This window comes from Pseudoclavibacter sp. AY1F1, assembly GCF_002931075.1.
Classification (GTDB): Bacteria; Actinomycetota; Actinomycetes; order Actinomycetales; family Microbacteriaceae; genus Pseudoclavibacter.
This window is the reverse complement of sequence record NZ_PSTQ01000003.1, coordinates 186,435-200,631: the sequence shown is the minus strand read 5'-3', so window position 1 is coordinate 200,631 and position 14,197 is coordinate 186,435. Positions and strand designations below refer to the sequence as shown.

12 protein-coding genes are annotated in these 14,197 nt (G+C 67.3%); 5 read left to right on the top strand and 7 right to left on the bottom strand.

The features are described from left to right. Positions 1–244 precede the first annotated feature (244 nt). Entirely contained in the window at positions 245–1,102 is an 858-nt protein-coding gene (locus C5B85_RS07155; protein WP_104285324.1) for an SDR family oxidoreductase, read from the top strand. Between the two features lie 152 nt (positions 1,103–1,254). Here C5B85_RS07155 and C5B85_RS07150 read toward each other — a convergent pair whose 3' ends face one another. Then, positions 1,255–2,430, bottom strand: a complete 1,176-nt coding sequence (locus tag C5B85_RS07150) for an FAD-dependent oxidoreductase (RefSeq protein ID WP_104285323.1) — start codon at positions 2,428–2,430, stop codon at positions 1,255–1,257. Between the two features lie 52 nt (positions 2,431–2,482). On the opposite strand from C5B85_RS07150, the gene C5B85_RS07145 reads away from it, so the two are divergent. The 3 genes from C5B85_RS07145 (at position 2,483) to C5B85_RS07135 (ending at position 6,081) form a co-directional block, all read left to right on the top strand. Next, the gene (locus C5B85_RS07145) at positions 2,483–3,025 is read left to right on the top strand and encodes a TetR/AcrR family transcriptional regulator (RefSeq protein ID WP_181064322.1); all 543 of its coding nucleotides are present in this window, start codon (positions 2,483–2,485) and stop codon (positions 3,023–3,025) included. Positions 3,026–3,189: 164 nt separating this feature from the next. After that, positions 3,190–4,713 (top strand): APC family permease, encoded by a 1,524-nt coding sequence (locus C5B85_RS07140; protein WP_104285321.1) that lies wholly within the window; start codon positions 3,190–3,192, stop codon positions 4,711–4,713. Between the two features lie 129 nt (positions 4,714–4,842). Continuing rightward, positions 4,843–6,081, top strand: coding sequence for a saccharopine dehydrogenase family protein (locus C5B85_RS07135; protein ID WP_104285320.1), 1,239 nt, complete (start codon positions 4,843–4,845; stop codon positions 6,079–6,081). 211 nt (positions 6,082–6,292) lie between these two features. Here C5B85_RS07135 and rbsK read toward each other — a convergent pair whose 3' ends face one another. Together rbsK and C5B85_RS07125 are read right to left on the bottom strand one after the other, a co-directional pair. Beyond that, a complete protein-coding gene (gene rbsK, locus C5B85_RS07130; protein ID WP_104285319.1) occupies positions 6,293–7,222 on the bottom strand; it encodes a ribokinase in 930 nt (309 codons plus the stop codon). Next, complete coding sequence (locus C5B85_RS07125) at positions 7,219–7,629, bottom strand: DUF6157 family protein (protein WP_104285318.1); 411 nt, start codon at positions 7,627–7,629, stop codon at positions 7,219–7,221. Before C5B85_RS07125 ends, rbsK begins: the two co-directional genes overlap by 4 nt. A 174-nt stretch (positions 7,630–7,803) precedes the next feature. Here C5B85_RS07125 and C5B85_RS07120 point away from each other — a divergent pair, with 174 nt between their 5' ends. Next, entirely contained in the window at positions 7,804–8,352 is a 549-nt protein-coding gene (locus C5B85_RS07120) for a hypothetical protein (RefSeq protein ID WP_104285317.1), read from the top strand. 71 nt (positions 8,353–8,423) lie between these two features. Here the strand turns inward: C5B85_RS07120 and C5B85_RS07115 are convergent, their stop codons facing one another. The 4 genes from C5B85_RS07115 to C5B85_RS07100 form a co-directional block, all read right to left on the bottom strand. Continuing rightward, positions 8,424–9,518, bottom strand: coding sequence for a VanZ family protein (locus C5B85_RS07115; RefSeq protein ID WP_104285316.1), 1,095 nt, complete (start codon positions 9,516–9,518; stop codon positions 8,424–8,426). A 399-nt stretch (positions 9,519–9,917) separates the two neighbouring features. Further along, entirely contained in the window at positions 9,918–10,475 is a 558-nt protein-coding gene (locus tag C5B85_RS07110) for a YceI family protein (RefSeq protein ID WP_104285315.1), read from the bottom strand. 166 nt (positions 10,476–10,641) lie between these two features. Then, positions 10,642–11,934 carry an ATP-dependent RecD-like DNA helicase gene (locus C5B85_RS07105; protein WP_104285314.1) on the bottom strand — a complete coding sequence of 431 codons (1,293 nt, stop codon included), beginning with the start codon at positions 11,932–11,934 and terminating at the stop codon, positions 10,642–10,644. Continuing rightward, positions 11,931–14,105 carry a bifunctional copper resistance protein CopD/cytochrome c oxidase assembly protein gene (locus tag C5B85_RS07100; RefSeq protein ID WP_258070640.1) on the bottom strand — a complete coding sequence of 725 codons (2,175 nt, stop codon included), beginning with the start codon at positions 14,103–14,105 and terminating at the stop codon, positions 11,931–11,933. The genes C5B85_RS07105 and C5B85_RS07100 overlap by 4 nt, the downstream gene beginning before the upstream one ends. Positions 14,106–14,197: the final 92 nt, after the last annotated feature.

Here is a 14,197-nt window from a genome sequence, read left to right as displayed (position 1 = left end):
TTGAGCGGGTAGTGCGTGTGGTGCGCTCGCGCGCCCACCCCTGCGAACGTCTCTGTTACGCAGTATTTCGAGGCTATTGGGCGCCCACCTGGCGCACCAGGATTCGGAGCAGATGACCAGTGGATGCACAGACTGGGGCCCGGGTGATACGGCATGTTTCGTCCGGCACGCTTAGCAGGAATAGCCCGAGCAGACCCCGGGTTGTTGTAGCTGCAAGCATCCACTCTCGGAAGGACAGCACAGCATGGCAATCGTCATCACCGGAGCAACCGGACAGCTCGGAACCCTCGTCATCGACAGCCTCATCGAGCGCGGCGCCGCTCCTACCGAGATCGTGGCCGGCGGCCGAAACGCCGAACGCCTCGAGCTGCTCGCAGCGAAGGGCGTGCGCACCGCCACCATCGACTACTCACGGCCGGAGACGGCGGCAGCGGCGATCAACGCAGGCGACACCGTTGTCCTCATCTCCGGCAGCGAAGTCGGAACGCGCGTCGCCCAGCACGAGACCGTCATCAACGCCGCCAAGGATGCCGGTGCAGCCCGCATCGTCTACACGAGTGTGCTCGGCGGCGACCCGGATGCGCTCATCCTGGCCCCCGAACACGTCGCGACCGAGTCCCTCATCCGCGAGTCCGGCCTGCCCGCCACCATCGCGCGCAACGGCTGGTACACGGAGAACTACGTCGCCGACATCGCCCAGGGCGAGACGACGGGCGTCATCGCGAACAGCGCAGGCAAGGGACGCGTCGCGAGCGCCTCCCGCTCCGACTACGCAGCGGGCCTCGCGGCGATCGCCCTCGAAGACGGCCACGAAGGCAAGGTCTACGAGTTCTCCGGCGACAAAGCCTGGGACTTCGACGAGTTCGCCGCAGCCCTCGCCGAGGCCATCGGACGCGACGTCGAGTACCGCGCCCTGACCACGCAAGAGCACGCGGCAGCGCTCACCTCGAACGGCCTCGACGAAGGCACGATCGGCTTCATCACGGGCCTCGACGCGAACATCCGCGACGGAGCCCTCTCACTCACGACCGGTGACCTCTCCCGCGTGTCGGGCCGCCCGACGACCCCGCTCGCGGAGACGCTGCGCACCCTGACCGCGTAGGCGCCCCGCGCGAGCCCTCTCCGCTCTCCGCTCTCTCCCCCCTCTCCGCTCTCCGCTCTCCGCTCTCCGCTCCGCTCTCAACCTGCCACTTTCCAGGGCGGGCGGTGGCGGATGCGCGCAGGCCGGCGGCGGACGCCCGAGTCGCGCAGGCGCTACCGCAGGGGCTCGCCGGCGATCGACCTCGGGCGACTGATTGAGAAGAGCTCTGGCGCGACGCCGGGGCCGTTCTCGGCAAGGTCGGCACCAAGACGGCCGATCGAGGGCACGAACTTGAACCCCTCCCCGGCGAACCCGGCGAGCACGACGATTCGGCCCACCCTGTCGATCACGAACCTGGCGTCATCGGTGGTCGTGTAGGTGCAGCTGATGGGCTCCGCACTTTCGGCGTCGACACCCGGCAGCCAGTCGCGCGCGTACTGGATGATCGCGTCGAGCTGCGCGCGCACGGGCAGGAAGTCGCGCGCATCCGGATCGACGACAGGACCGACCCCGTGCCAGCCGGCCTTGATGCCCTCACCGGGCGTGAGCATCCCGTAGACAGGGGACAGCCAGCCCTCGTAACCGGGGCGGCCGAGCGCGGGCAGGTGGTTGAAGCTGGGCCAGTCGACGTAGCCGTTGAACTCGCGGAAGTGCACCGGAGCTTCTTGGGTGACACGCATGCGCGGCAGCCCGACGGCGCTTCCGAGCAGCGTCCGGGTCCACGCGTTGACCGCCGAGACGACAACCTTCGCCGTGATCGTCTCGCGGGCGTGGCCACGGTGCTCAGGCGCTTCACCCCAGGAGTGCGCCTCGACAACAACACGGTCGTCGTGCTCCGAAACGCTCACGGCACGTCTGCCCCAGCTCAGCTCGGCCCCGCTCGCCGCGGCCAGCTCGGCCATGCTCGTGAGCGCATCCGCCGCCCGCACCCGCCCGGCCCTCGGCAGGTGCAGCACCTCGGTGTCGAAGCGGATGCCGGGCCACCGTTCGCCCGCATCCTTCGTCGAGAGCAGCTCGGCGGACTCGCCGCCTGCGGAGATTGCGGCGTGCACGTCGGGGCTCGCGGCGCCCGTCCCGTGGTTCACGAGTCCGACGAGGTCGAGGATCTGCCTGCCGGAGTCGAGCTCGAGCTCGTTCCAGAGGGAACGCGACTCGTGGAGCATCGCCACAAGATCGGGCTGCGTGTACGAGGTGTTGAAGTTGCGGGTGGCCCCGTGGGATGCCCCCATGTGGTGGCCGGGCTGGAACTGCTCGAGGAGCCGCACTCGCCTGCCGCGCCGTGCGAGCTGCCACGCGGTTGACAGCCCCATCGCTCCGCCGCCGATGATGAGCACGTCAACGTCAGTCATGACCTCACGCTACTCGCACTCACCCGGGTCACTTCATCGGTACCATTGCGGAATGCTCACCGTCTCCGGTCAGCGGGAGAAGATTCTCACCGCGTACATGAACCTGCTCGTCGACTCCGGCGTGCGCGGGACGACCCTCGAAGCCGTGGGCACGACCTGCAAGCTCTCGAAGGCCGGCGTCCTGCACCACTTCGCGTCGAAGCAGGCGCTCGGCGAGGCGCTCCTCACCGAACTCCAGGCGCAGGCGCGTGTCGATGCCGACAACATGCTCGCCGACCTCGACAACGCCGTCTCGTACTACATCGTCTCCTCGCAGGATCGCGACAGTCTCCTCGAGCGCCTCGTCGAAGCCGTCTACCGTCTCGCGCAAACCGGCGACAGGGACGCGCTCGACGTGCTCCGTCAGTGCCGCGAAGGCTGGTACGACGCGCTCGTGCGGGCTATCGGCAATGCCGCCGTCGCCCGCCTCGTGCTGTTCGTCGGTGACGGCATGAACCACAACGCCCTCCTGAGCGTGTCGGCTGGCAGCGAGAAGTTCATCAATGCGGAGTCGACCGCCGAGATCATGAGCGCGATCGAGCAGCTCCGCGCGTAGCTGGCTGTCTTGTCGTCGCGGGGCCCGTCTCCGCGCATCCGCTCGAGTCCGGAAACACAACCGTTACGGCGGGATGCCGGAAAACACTCGGCGAGTCACCGACCAAATGGTAAGTTCATGCTCACTCCGCGAACGCGGCAGGCCCTTTGATGCGGGAGACAACGATGACCAACGCACAACCCGGCCCCATTACCGAGGCCCTCGCCACCCAGACACCGATCGGCAAGGGGCTCGCCCCCGCGCGACTCGGGATCTGGGGATCGACCGTCATCGGCCTCGCCTCGACCGCCCCCCTCTTCTCGCTCGCCGCGACCCTCGGCTTCGTGGTCATCGCCGTCGGCGAGCAGGCACCGATCGCGTTCATCCTCGCGTTCATCCCGATGATGTTCACCGCCTTCGCGTACCGCGAGCTCAACAACGAACTCAACGACTGCGGCACCGTCTTCACGTGGGCGGCCAAGGCCTTCGGCCCTCGCACCGGGTGGATGTCCGGCTGGGCCCTCGCGGTCGCCGGAATCCTGGTCATGGCGAACCTCGCCGAGATCGCCTCCGTCTACATCCTGCTGCTCATCGGCGACGGCTCGCTCGCCGAGAACCGCGTCGTGGTCACCCTCTTCGGCGCCGTCATCATCGCCGTCATGACGTGGATCTCGATGCGCGGCATCGAGCTCGGCGAGAAGATGCAGGTCGTGCTGCTCATCATCCAGTACGCCGCCATGGCCGCGTTCGTCGTCGGCTGCCTCGTCGGCTACGCCAACGGCACGGCCCCTGACCCGACTCCCGTCAGCATCGACTGGTTCAACCCGCTGCTCGCCGACGGGCACGGCATGGTGCAGGCCATCATCCTCGCCCTCTTCATCTACTGGGGCTGGGACACCTGCCTCGCCCTGACCGAGGAGACCAAGGACCCGAAGAAGACCCCGGGCCGCGCGGCCGTGCTCTCCACGGTGCTGCTCCTCGTCACGTACGTCGGCATCACGATCGTCGTCATGATGTACGCCGGCCTCGGCGACTCCGGCACCGGACTCGCCAACGAGGAGAACGCCGACGACGTCTTCTCCGTGCTCACCGACCTGGCGATGGGCCCATGGGGCTGGTTCCTCGTGCTCGCCGTCGCCGTCTCGTCACTCTCGTCCTCGCAGACGACGATCCTTCCCACTGCCCGCGGCACTTTCGCGATGGGCGTCTACAAGGCCCTGCCTGCGCGCTTCGCCGTCGTCAGCGAGAAGTCGAAGACCCCGACATTCTCGACACTCCTCATGGGCATCGTCGCCATCGTCTACTACGTCGGCATGAGCTTCGTGTCCAACAGCGTGCTGCAGGACTCGATCCTCTCCATCGGCCTCGCCATCGCGTTCTTCTACGGCATCGCGAGCTTCGCCTGCATCTGGTACTTCCGGACGAGCCTCTTCTCCTCGGCGCGGAACTTCTTCTACAGGTTCCTGTTCCCGCTGCTCGGCGGCATCTTCATGGTGTGGGCGTTCATCCAGTCGGCGATCGACATGGCGAACCCCGAGTACGGCTACACGACGTTCTTCGGTCTCGGCAGCGCGTTCGTGATCGGCATCGGCTCGTTTGTCATCGGCTTCATCCTCATGTTCATCTGGGCCGCGATGCCCGGCTCGAAGGACTACTTCGAGAAGCGCACCATCAACCGCCACTCGGCACTCCTCGCCCCGGAAGACTGATCCGCCGGATGCTCGCCCCGCCTCCGTGCGGGGCGAACTTCTTTTCACCCCGTGACCTACCAACCGCACGGTTCACCCCCGTGAGCCGAGCACAACATCCACCAGCACGTAATCAACGAAAGGCCATTCGTGCACATCCTCATCATCGGTGCCGGAGGCGTCGGCGCAGCTGCAGCCCGCATCGCGAAGCGACGCAGCTTCTTCGGCTCCTGCCTCATCGCTGACTACGACCCTTCCCGCCCCGCAGACCTCGTCGCCGAGCTTGGCGACCCCCGATTCCGAGCGGCACAGGTGGATGCGTCCGACCCGGCGGCCGTCGAAGCCCTCGTCCGTGACAACAGCATCACGCACGTGCTCAACGCCGTCGACCCTCGCTTCGTGATGCCCATCTTCACGGGCGTCACCGCAGCCGGGGCCACCTACCTCGACATGGCGATGAGCCTCTCGAAGCCGCACCCCGAGCATCCGCACGAGCAAACCGGCGTAAAGCTCGGCGACGAGCAGTTCGAGCACGACGCCGCCCTCAAAGAGCGCGGCGTGCTCGCCCTCTGCGGCATCGGCGTCGAACCCGGCCTCTCCGACGTGTTCGCCCGCTACGCGGAAGACGAGCTCTTCTCCGAGATCGACGAGCTCGGCGTGCGCGACGGCGCGAACCTGACCGTCGAGGGCTACGACTTCGCCCCTTCGTTCTCGATCTGGACGACCATCGAGGAATGCCTCAACCCGCCCGTCATCTACGAGCGCGAGCGCGGCTGGTACACGACACCGCCGTTCAGTGAGGCCGAGGTGTTCGACTTCCCCGAGGGCATCGGCCCCGTCGAATGCGTGAACGTCGAACACGAGGAGGTGCTCCTCATGCCGCGATGGACCAACGCGAAGCGCGTCACCTTCAAGTACGGGCTCGGCCAGGAGTTCATCGACGTGCTCAAGACGCTGCACACGCTTGGCCTCGACAGCACCGAGCCTGTCAGCGTCAAGGGTCAGATGGTGTCGCCACGCGACGTCGTCGCCGCGGTCCTCCCGGATCCGGCGAAGCTCGGCGACCGGATGCGCGGCAAGACGTGCGCCGGCCTCCTCGTCACCGGCAAGGGCAAGGACGGCGAGCCCAAGCAGGTGTACCTGTACCACGTCGCCGACAACGAGGAGACGATGGCGAAGGACAACTCGCAGGCCGTCGTCTGGCAGACCGCCATCAACCCCGTCATCGCGCTCGAACTGCTCGCGACGGGCGTCTGGTCTGGCGCGGGAGTGCTCGCGCCTGAGGCGTTCGACGCGAGGCCGTTCCTCGAGCTGCTCGGCTCGGCCGAACCGGCCGGCTACGGCTCTCCGTGGCATGTGCAGGACCGCAGCGCGGAGCTGGCGAACTAGTCAGCCGGGTTGCCTGTCCAACTTCAGTGCAATATTGGCCCGAAAGGGCCGTTTGGGCGCCACTGGCCTCGATATTGCACTGAAGTTGGGCAGCGCCTTCGCAGCAAGTCACCGCCGCGCGCCCCGACCGGTGGCCAGCTTCCGTGATGAGTGAGCCCCGGGCGCCGCGATCCACGCTGCAACGGCCGATTCATCACGCAAGTTGGTCGCGTCAGCGCGCGAGGAGCTCCTCGATCTCGGCGGCGGTCGGGATGCTCGGCGAGGCGCCGCGCTTCGAGACGGCGAGTGCGCCGGCTGCGGCTCCGTAGCGGATCGCCGACTCGAGCGAACGTCCTCCGGCGAGTGCCGCCCCGAGCGCACCCGCAAAGGCATCCCCGGCCGCGGTCGTGTCGACGGCCTCGACCTCGAGCACGGGGAAGGTCTCCACGCGCTCGGCGGTCACGAGCGTCGTCCCGGCCCCGCCGCGCGTAATGAGGACGGCGCCGACCCCACGCTCGAGGAACCACCGGGCAGCATCGACCGCGCTCTCCTCGGAATCGACGACGGTGCCCGTGAGCATGCGCGCCTCGGTCTCGTTTGGGGTGACCACGTCGACCAGCGACCAGACCTCATCGTTGAGGGCCGCGGCGGGAGCCGGGTCGAGGATCGTCGTGAGCCCGGCATCGCGTGCAGTGCGCAGGATGCTCGCGGTCAGCCGCGCAGGAGTCTCGAGCTGGGTGAGCAGCACGGAACTCGAAGCTGCCGCGTCGCGGATACCCTGCAGCACCACGGCCTCGTCGAGGGCGTCATTGGCGCCCGGAACGATGACGATGGAATTCTCGCCCGTTGAATCCACGCGGATGTGCGCGATCCCGGTCTCTCCCGCCACGGTTCGTACACCCTCGACCTTGACCCCGGCGGCTGTCAGCTCGCCCACGACCATGGCCCCGAACGTGTCATCGCCGACACACGCGATGAATGCGGTGGGGGCGCCAGCCCGGGCAGCTGCGACGGCCTGGTTCGCGCCCTTACCGCCGAGCGCGAGGCTGAAGCTCTCTCCGCGCAGCGTCTCGCCGGGTTCGGGAGCACGCGATGAGAACGCGGTGAGGTCGGCGGAGACGCTGCCGACGACGAGGACCCCGGTGCGAGAGCTGGTCGTCATGCGCGCTTCGAGCGCATCGCCTTGAGCTGCTTGAGCGACTCGTCGCCCGCTTTCTCCTCGTACTCGTCAGTGCCAAGCGGGACAAGCGCGATGCGCGACTCCTCGTCGGAGTGGATTCCCCAGCCCCAGCGTTTGCCGAGCGGCGACGCTCGCAGGCACGCCTGGTCTTTGGCGAAGAACGCTGCCCGGGCTGCTTCCCGCTCCCCGTCAGGGATCGCGTTGCGTGCGGCGTACGTCTCGAAGAGCACATCGTCTGACGTGTACTCGTAGGGATGCTCGCTGATGAGCTTGTGCTGGAGGCTCGCGATCGTCGGCCCCTTCGCCGACTCCGGTGGCGCCTCAGCCTCGTCGACCGGGCAGTCGTCGGCGATCTGGATGAACGTGCTGGTGTAATTCGTCGTCCCCATGCGCAGAGCCTACGGGTGAGGGGGCCAGACACGCAGACAGCGAGCAGCATCGTCGGCGTGACAAAAGCGTGACCTGGCGGGGCCGCACGTGCACTGAACCGTTATCCGGAGGGTCGTCTGAGGGCATGACGCGTCACATAGGGTTCAGACTCGACTTTCGGAAGGAACCCTGCATTGCGCGAACTCTCGAGCCTGAAGCTCACTCTCAGTCTCACGACGACGGCCGTCGCTCTCCTGCTCACGGGTTGCGCTCCGGCGACCCCCGCCGATACAGCTCGTGCGGGACCCGCCGCCGCGCCGACGGCACCGCTCACGGCCACGCCTTCAGCCGCCGCGACGATGATCGCGACGCCCGAGGCGAGTGTCGAAACAGACGCCTACGGGGTGCGGTTCTGGGATTCTGAGTCAGACCGGGGCGCGGTCACGTACCAAGAAGGCGCGCTGGGGATGACCGTCGCCGACCAGGAGCTGTACGTCGAGGAGAAGTTCCTCATCTCGCAATGCATGCGCGAGCAAGGCATCGATTACCGCTTCCGACTGCCCTGGCAGCTGCATCCCGAGGACAAAAGCGAAGCGAACGAGCAGTACGGCGAGGCCGAGCTGCTCGCCCTCTACGGCGAGCCCTCGACGTCAGAGACCGCGGCACCAGCGCCGTATGACTGGACGCAGCACGGATGCACGGGCTTCGCGGAGCACGAGATGGGCCAGGACGGCACGGTGTAGAAGCCGATTCGCCCGCACCCCTGGTGCAGCGACCGAAACGATGAAAGGCGACGTCTGCGAAGCGGCCGCGCTCACCCACGCTGCGGTGGCACGAACACCTGCGCGGCGCGCTCCTCCCGCTCGACGGCGACCGGCCGCGAACCGGCCATCCACTGCCCGAGTCCACGGTGCTCTTCGCTGCGGAAAGCGAACACCAGGGCGGCAACGCCGAGCAGGAATTGCAGGATCGGGCCGAACTGCCACAGCCCGAGGAGCATGAACCCGCCGATCCCGAACAGCAGGCGCGCAGTGCGGCGGGCGAAGCGGGCTCCCGCGGCGACTGCATCCGCTTCGCGGACCCGGATGAGCACGGCCCGCTCGCCGAGCGTCACCCCGCCCGCATAGACCGAGATCGCCTGCAGTAGGAAGGCGACGATCGTCGGTGGGATCCACGCCAAGGGCGCTGTCACATGGACATCGAAGACGCCCCGCAGCACGAGCGTCACAAGACCAGCACCGATCAGCAGGAGCCCGAGGATCGTCAGGTCGGCGACCATCGCGAAGAGGCGGCGGCCGAGTGTCATCCCGACAGGGACTTCGACCATGTCGCCCGGCAATCGGTCCGCCGCGCCACGATGCACCCGGCGCATGACCAGCAGGCCCACGATCGCGCCGAGCAGGGCGCCCGTCGTATTCGTGACGAGGTCCCCGGTATCGAAGAAACGGTACGCGCACGGGAACACACCGAAGGCGCCCGTGAGCTGGGTCACCTCGATGAGCAGCGAGAGCGAGAACCCGACCGCTGTCGCGGCAAGCACGCCGAGGCCGAGGAGCGCCCGCATCAGGAACCCGAGCGGGAGGAACAGCACAACATTGAGGGCGAGCTGCAAGAACGCCCGGTTCGCGAGCAGCGACGAGCCCTCCCCCTGCAAGCGGATGACATCCGCTACCGAGTCCAGCGGGTTCCAGATCGGCGCGTGGCAGCTGTACGCACCGTCGGGCAGTGGGAACAGCGTGTACGCCCAGATCGCGACGAAGAAGAAGCCGGCGGCGGCCCAGCCAAAGAAGCGCGCACGCGAGAAGCCGCCGCTGCGGCGGTAGCTCAGGACGATGAGCGGCACGAGGGCAAGGAAGTTCAGCAGCAGGCCGGAGCCGAGAGCCAGTGCGGTGGAGAAGGCGATGTTCATGACTCAGCAAGTCTCCGCTGGTGGCGCGATTGGCGCGTCACCCGGCAGACCCACCACGCGTCATCCGCTGGATGCACACCCCAGGCAATCCCCGACACGTCACCCGTGATTCCCTCGCGCCTGCCAATTCGAGGGCGAAGTGCCTCTCGGCCACGCTTCTCGCCGCGCCGTTGCAGGGGCGACGGCGGACAAAGCGCGCACTTCGCCCTCGAATTGGCAAGAGCAGCAGGTAACCCAGTGGTGACGGCGGCGAGCGGCGCGACTGAGTCCACACGCGAAGAAGGCCGGACACGTGGCGTCCGGCCTTCTCGTGCGCATTTACTGGAAATACGCGACACGATCGGGGGAAATCGTGCCTTGGTCGCCGAAGCGACCAGGTTCTGCCTGTCCCGAAGGAACTTACTGAGCGAGCGTTGCCTGCACGTCGAGGTTGATCGTGACGGTGTCGCCGAGCGTGAGGCCACCGGCCTCGGTCGGTGCGTTCCAGTTGACGCCGAAGTCCTTGCGGTTGATCTTCGTGACAGCCTCGAAGCCGAGCTTCTTCTGGCCGTAGCCGTCGGTGGTGATGCCACCGAACTCGACGTCGAACGTGACGGGCTTGGTGACGCCGCGCAGCGTGAGCTCGCCGTCGACCTTGACCGAGTCGCCCTCGACGCGCGTTGCGGAGGAGGCGAAGGTGAAGGTGGGGAACTCTTCGGCGAGGAAGAAGTCGGAGGTCGCGAGGTGCTGGTCGCGCGCCGGCTGCTTGGTGTTGACGGATGCGACCTCGACCACGGCGTTGACCGTGGACTCCTCGATCGTCTCACCGGTCGTGATGACGCCCGAGAAGGTCTCGAAGCCGCCACGGACCTTGCTGATCGCGAGGTGGCGGACGACGAAGCCGACCTCCGTGTGCGTGGGGTCGATGTTCCAGGTGCCGGCGGTCCAGCCGTTGATGTCTGCTGCGCTGATGCTCATGTCTTCTCCTGAAGGCTCGTGGGGTGTTGTCTCGGTCAAGTCCTGGACAACGTAACACATTGTTGCGGATACAAGTTATTCAAACGCATGGAAATGTGACGGTATTCCGACGAGAAGGAAAATCTTCGGGAAACTGGTCGACGGGCCCACCGACCGCCGGCAGGAATTAAGCCTGCTGCTGCTGCTTCGCGGCGTCGCTGACCGACTTCATGAAGCGCAGCACGTTGTCGTCGACGAAGATGTCGTTCGGCTGCAGGGGCCGAGACAGGTGCAGCCCCTCGAGGGCGCGGATGCGCGAGAGTGCCACGTAGGTCTGGCCAGGCGAGAAGGCCCTCGCGCCGAGGTCGACAACCGCGCGGTCGTAGGTCTTCCCCTGCGACTTGTGGATCGTGACGGCCCACGCGAGGCGTAGCGGGAACTGCGTGAACTCCCCGACCACGTCTCTCGACAGCTCGCGCGTATCCGGCGAGTACGAGTACTTCAGCTTCTCCCACACGAGCGGCTCGACCTCGTGCTCGTCGCCGTCGATCTCGACGTACACCGTCTTGTCGATGCGCGTGACCTCACCGATGGAGCCGTTGACCCAGCGCCCGTCGGAGTCGTTGCGGAGGAACATGACCTGCGCGCCGACCTTCAGGTCGAGGCGCTCGTCTGCCGGGAAGTTGCGGCCGCCGAACTCGCCGGAGATGTCGGCGTTGGCAGTCATCGACGCGCCAGGCAGTCGCTCGAGGTTCTGCGCGTTGATGCGCGACACCTGCGCGTTGCGCGACGCGAGCGTGATGGTGCCGTCGAGCGGGGCCGGGCGTGCGCCGACCGTGTTGAGGCGGTTCGCCATGTCGGCGGTGACCTGCCCGTACCGCACGGCCGTGAGGATGCTCTTGAACTCGTCCTCGTGCTGCCGGTGGATCTCGCGGAGGGCGTGGATGCGTAGCTCCGCTTCCTGCCACACCTTCGCGTCGAAGAACCACAGCGAGCGGTAGTGGTCGCGGAAGTAGGCGCGCTCGTCCGGGTCGGAAGGCGGCACGGGGGCAAGCTGGAACGGGTCGCCGAACATGACGAGCTGCACGCCGCCGAACGCCTCGTTCTTGCGCTGCCGCGCCTGCCGCAGCGAGCGGTCGATGGCGTCCATGAGGTCGGCGCTCACCATCGACACCTCGTCGATGACCAGCGTGTCGATCTTGTTGAGCAGCTTGCGCACGTCGCCGTTCTGCTCGATGGGCGCATCCCCGATGACGCCGATCGGCAGCTTGAACAGCGAGTGGATGGTCTGCCCGCCCACGTTGAGGGCGGCGACGCCCGTCGGCGCCGCGATGACGAGCTGCTTCGACGTGTGCCACGCGAGATGGTTGAGCAGCGTCGACTTGCCGGTTCCGGCGCGGCCCGTCACGAAGAGGTGGTCGCGCGTGTGCTCGATGGCGTCGAAGACGCCCTGCTGCTCGGGGGTGAGGACGATCGTCACTGCTTCGCCCCCTGCTCCTGATCGCGCTCACGTTGAGCCTGGTGCTCGTGCCGCTCCTGCTTGCGCTTCTCGATGGCCTCTGTGCGCTCGGCCATGGCCTTGAGCTGCGCGTTGTACGCCTCCAACTCCGCGTCGCCGTCGCGGTCGGCCTTGCGGTCGCGTCGCTTCGCCTCCCGGTCGTCGGAGCGGGACCACGAGAACGCGACGAGCATCGCGAGGATGACCGTCGGCACCTCGCCGACGCCCCACGCTATAGCGCCGCCGATCTGCTGGTCGGTGATCGCATCCGCGCCCCACGGCCTGCCCATAGCCCCGTACCAGTCGGCGAGCAGCAGGCCGGTGCCACTCATGATGCTGAGCCCGAAGAACGCGTGGAACGTCATGACAAGCACGAGCGCGATGAGCCGCATCGGGTATGGCGCGCGGGTGCCGATGGGGTCGATGCCGATGAGCGCGTTCGCGAAGAGGTAGCCGACGATGAGGAAGTCGGCGATCATCCACATGTGCCCGACGTGGTCGGTCACCGCCCAACGGAACAGCGGCGTGTAGTAGAAGACGAGCAGCGACCCCGCGAACACCACGGCGGACACGATGGGGTGCGAGAAGAACTTCGCCCACCTCGAATGCACGAACTTCAACGCCCACTCGCGAGTGCCGAGGCTGCCGTCGTGACGCGCGTGCACGGCGCGCAGCAGCAGCGTCATGGGCGCGGACAGCACAAACATGATCGGCACCAGCATGGTGAGGAACATGTGCTGGGTCATGTGGAAGCTGAAGACGAACTTGCCGTAGACGATGAGCGAGCCGTTGACGAGGTACAGCAGGATCAGCACGCCGAGGACAAACGAGATCGTGCGACCGAGCGGCCACTCGTCGCCGCGACGGCGGAGGCGCATGACCCCTGCGATGTAGAAGAACAGGCCGAAGAGGCACAGGGTTGTCCACATGGGGTCGAGACGCCACTCGGTGAGCAGGCGGAACGGCTCGAACTCCGGCGGCAGCGGGTCTCCCGTGAGCAGCTGCGCTGGTGTCGGCGACGCGAGCTGGTCGGCCGTCAGCTCGGTGACCGGCGATGGCGTGCGACCGAGCGCCGCCGCGGCACCAGACGCGATCCCCATGAAGGCCAGCTCGAGTGAGATGAGCCACACCAGGGGCTTGCGAGTGGATGCTCCCTGCTCGACCGCGGTGCGCATCCGGTTGATGAGACCCCGCCGCTGGGCCCAGCCGATGAAGCCGAGCAGGAGGAGCACAACGGCCTTGACGATGACGATGACGCCGTACGGCGTCGCGAGCTCGGCGAACGAGCCGATGTTGGCGACGCTCGCGACGACTCCGGACGCCGCAACGACGATGAAAGCGACGAGCGCGAGCGTCGAGTAGCGCTCAAGCACGGCGAGGCGGCGGACGTCTGGCATGCGCGGAGCGAGGATCGCGACGACAAGCAGGCCGCCGAGCCACAGCGCCGCTCCCATGTAGTGCAGCGTGATGCCACCGACGACCGTCTCGTGGTTCGCGGCGCCCGCTGCGTGCCCTTGCGCGCCGAGCGGCCACAGGCAGAACAGCGAGAATGCCGCGGAGAGCCCGATCATCCACGGGCTGCGACTCGCGAACACGACAACCGACAGCAGCAGGACCATGCCGATTGCCAGCACCCAGGCCTGGCCGAGCTCGAGTGACGTGAAGAAGAAGAGCAGACCCTGCCCGAAGGCGGCATCGAACGAGAACGCCGCGTTGGATATCTGCAGATAGGTGAGGAACGCGGCAGCCGCAGTCGAGATCACCCAAGCGGCGGCACCCGACGACGCGATCGTCATGGCACGCTCGAACTCGGGCTGCTTCCGGCTCGCCGCCCACGCTGCGAGCACCAGCGCGCCGATCGTGACCGACGCAGAGAGGTTCAGCGCCAGGCGCGCGATGGGCACGCCCCACATGACGACGGGCCCAGGGTCGGAGACGATGAGCGGCGTCGCGCCCCCGCCGTACGCGAGACCCCAGATGACCGCCGCGAGGGCAGCCAGGAGGAAGAACGCCGGGCCGAGCACGATCATCCGTTTCGTGTGCAGCGACCAGGAGTCGGCACTCGCGCGGTTGCGCTCAGCCTTGCTGGCGGGCTTGCCCGCCTCGGCTGCCGCCGCCTCGTCTGTGGAACCGGAGACGAGGGGCGTAGGCATGATCATCAAGTGTAGATCGTCGACGACGGGCGGGCTCCTCATCCACAGGCGGACGCGGTCAGCTGTGCGCCCCGCACCCCCGCCACCTGCCG

What these genes read in the sequence shown, in the direction of transcription:
- C5B85_RS07100 (WP_258070640.1), bottom strand. Translation starts at nt 14,105, where the DNA reads ATGCCTACGCCCCTCGTCTCCGGTTCCACAGACGAGGCGGCGGCAGCC.
- C5B85_RS07110 (WP_104285315.1), bottom strand. Translation starts at nt 10,475, where the DNA reads ATGAGCATCAGCGCAGCAGACATCAACGGCTGGACCGCCGGCACCTGG.
- C5B85_RS07140 (WP_104285321.1), top strand. Translation starts at nt 3,190, where the DNA reads ATGACCAACGCACAACCCGGCCCCATTACCGAGGCCCTCGCCACCCAG.
- C5B85_RS07155 (WP_104285324.1), top strand. Translation starts at nt 245, where the DNA reads ATGGCAATCGTCATCACCGGAGCAACCGGACAGCTCGGAACCCTCGTC.
- rbsK (WP_104285319.1), bottom strand. Translation starts at nt 7,222, where the DNA reads ATGACGACCAGCTCTCGCACCGGGGTCCTCGTCGTCGGCAGCGTCTCC.
- C5B85_RS07150 (WP_104285323.1), bottom strand. Translation starts at nt 2,430, where the DNA reads ATGACTGACGTTGACGTGCTCATCATCGGCGGCGGAGCGATGGGGCTG.
- C5B85_RS07115 (WP_104285316.1), bottom strand. Translation starts at nt 9,518, where the DNA reads ATGAACATCGCCTTCTCCACCGCACTGGCTCTCGGCTCCGGCCTGCTG.
- C5B85_RS07125 (WP_104285318.1), bottom strand. Translation starts at nt 7,629, where the DNA reads ATGGGGACGACGAATTACACCAGCACGTTCATCCAGATCGCCGACGAC.
- C5B85_RS07145 (WP_181064322.1), top strand. Translation starts at nt 2,483, where the DNA reads ATGCTCACCGTCTCCGGTCAGCGGGAGAAGATTCTCACCGCGTACATG.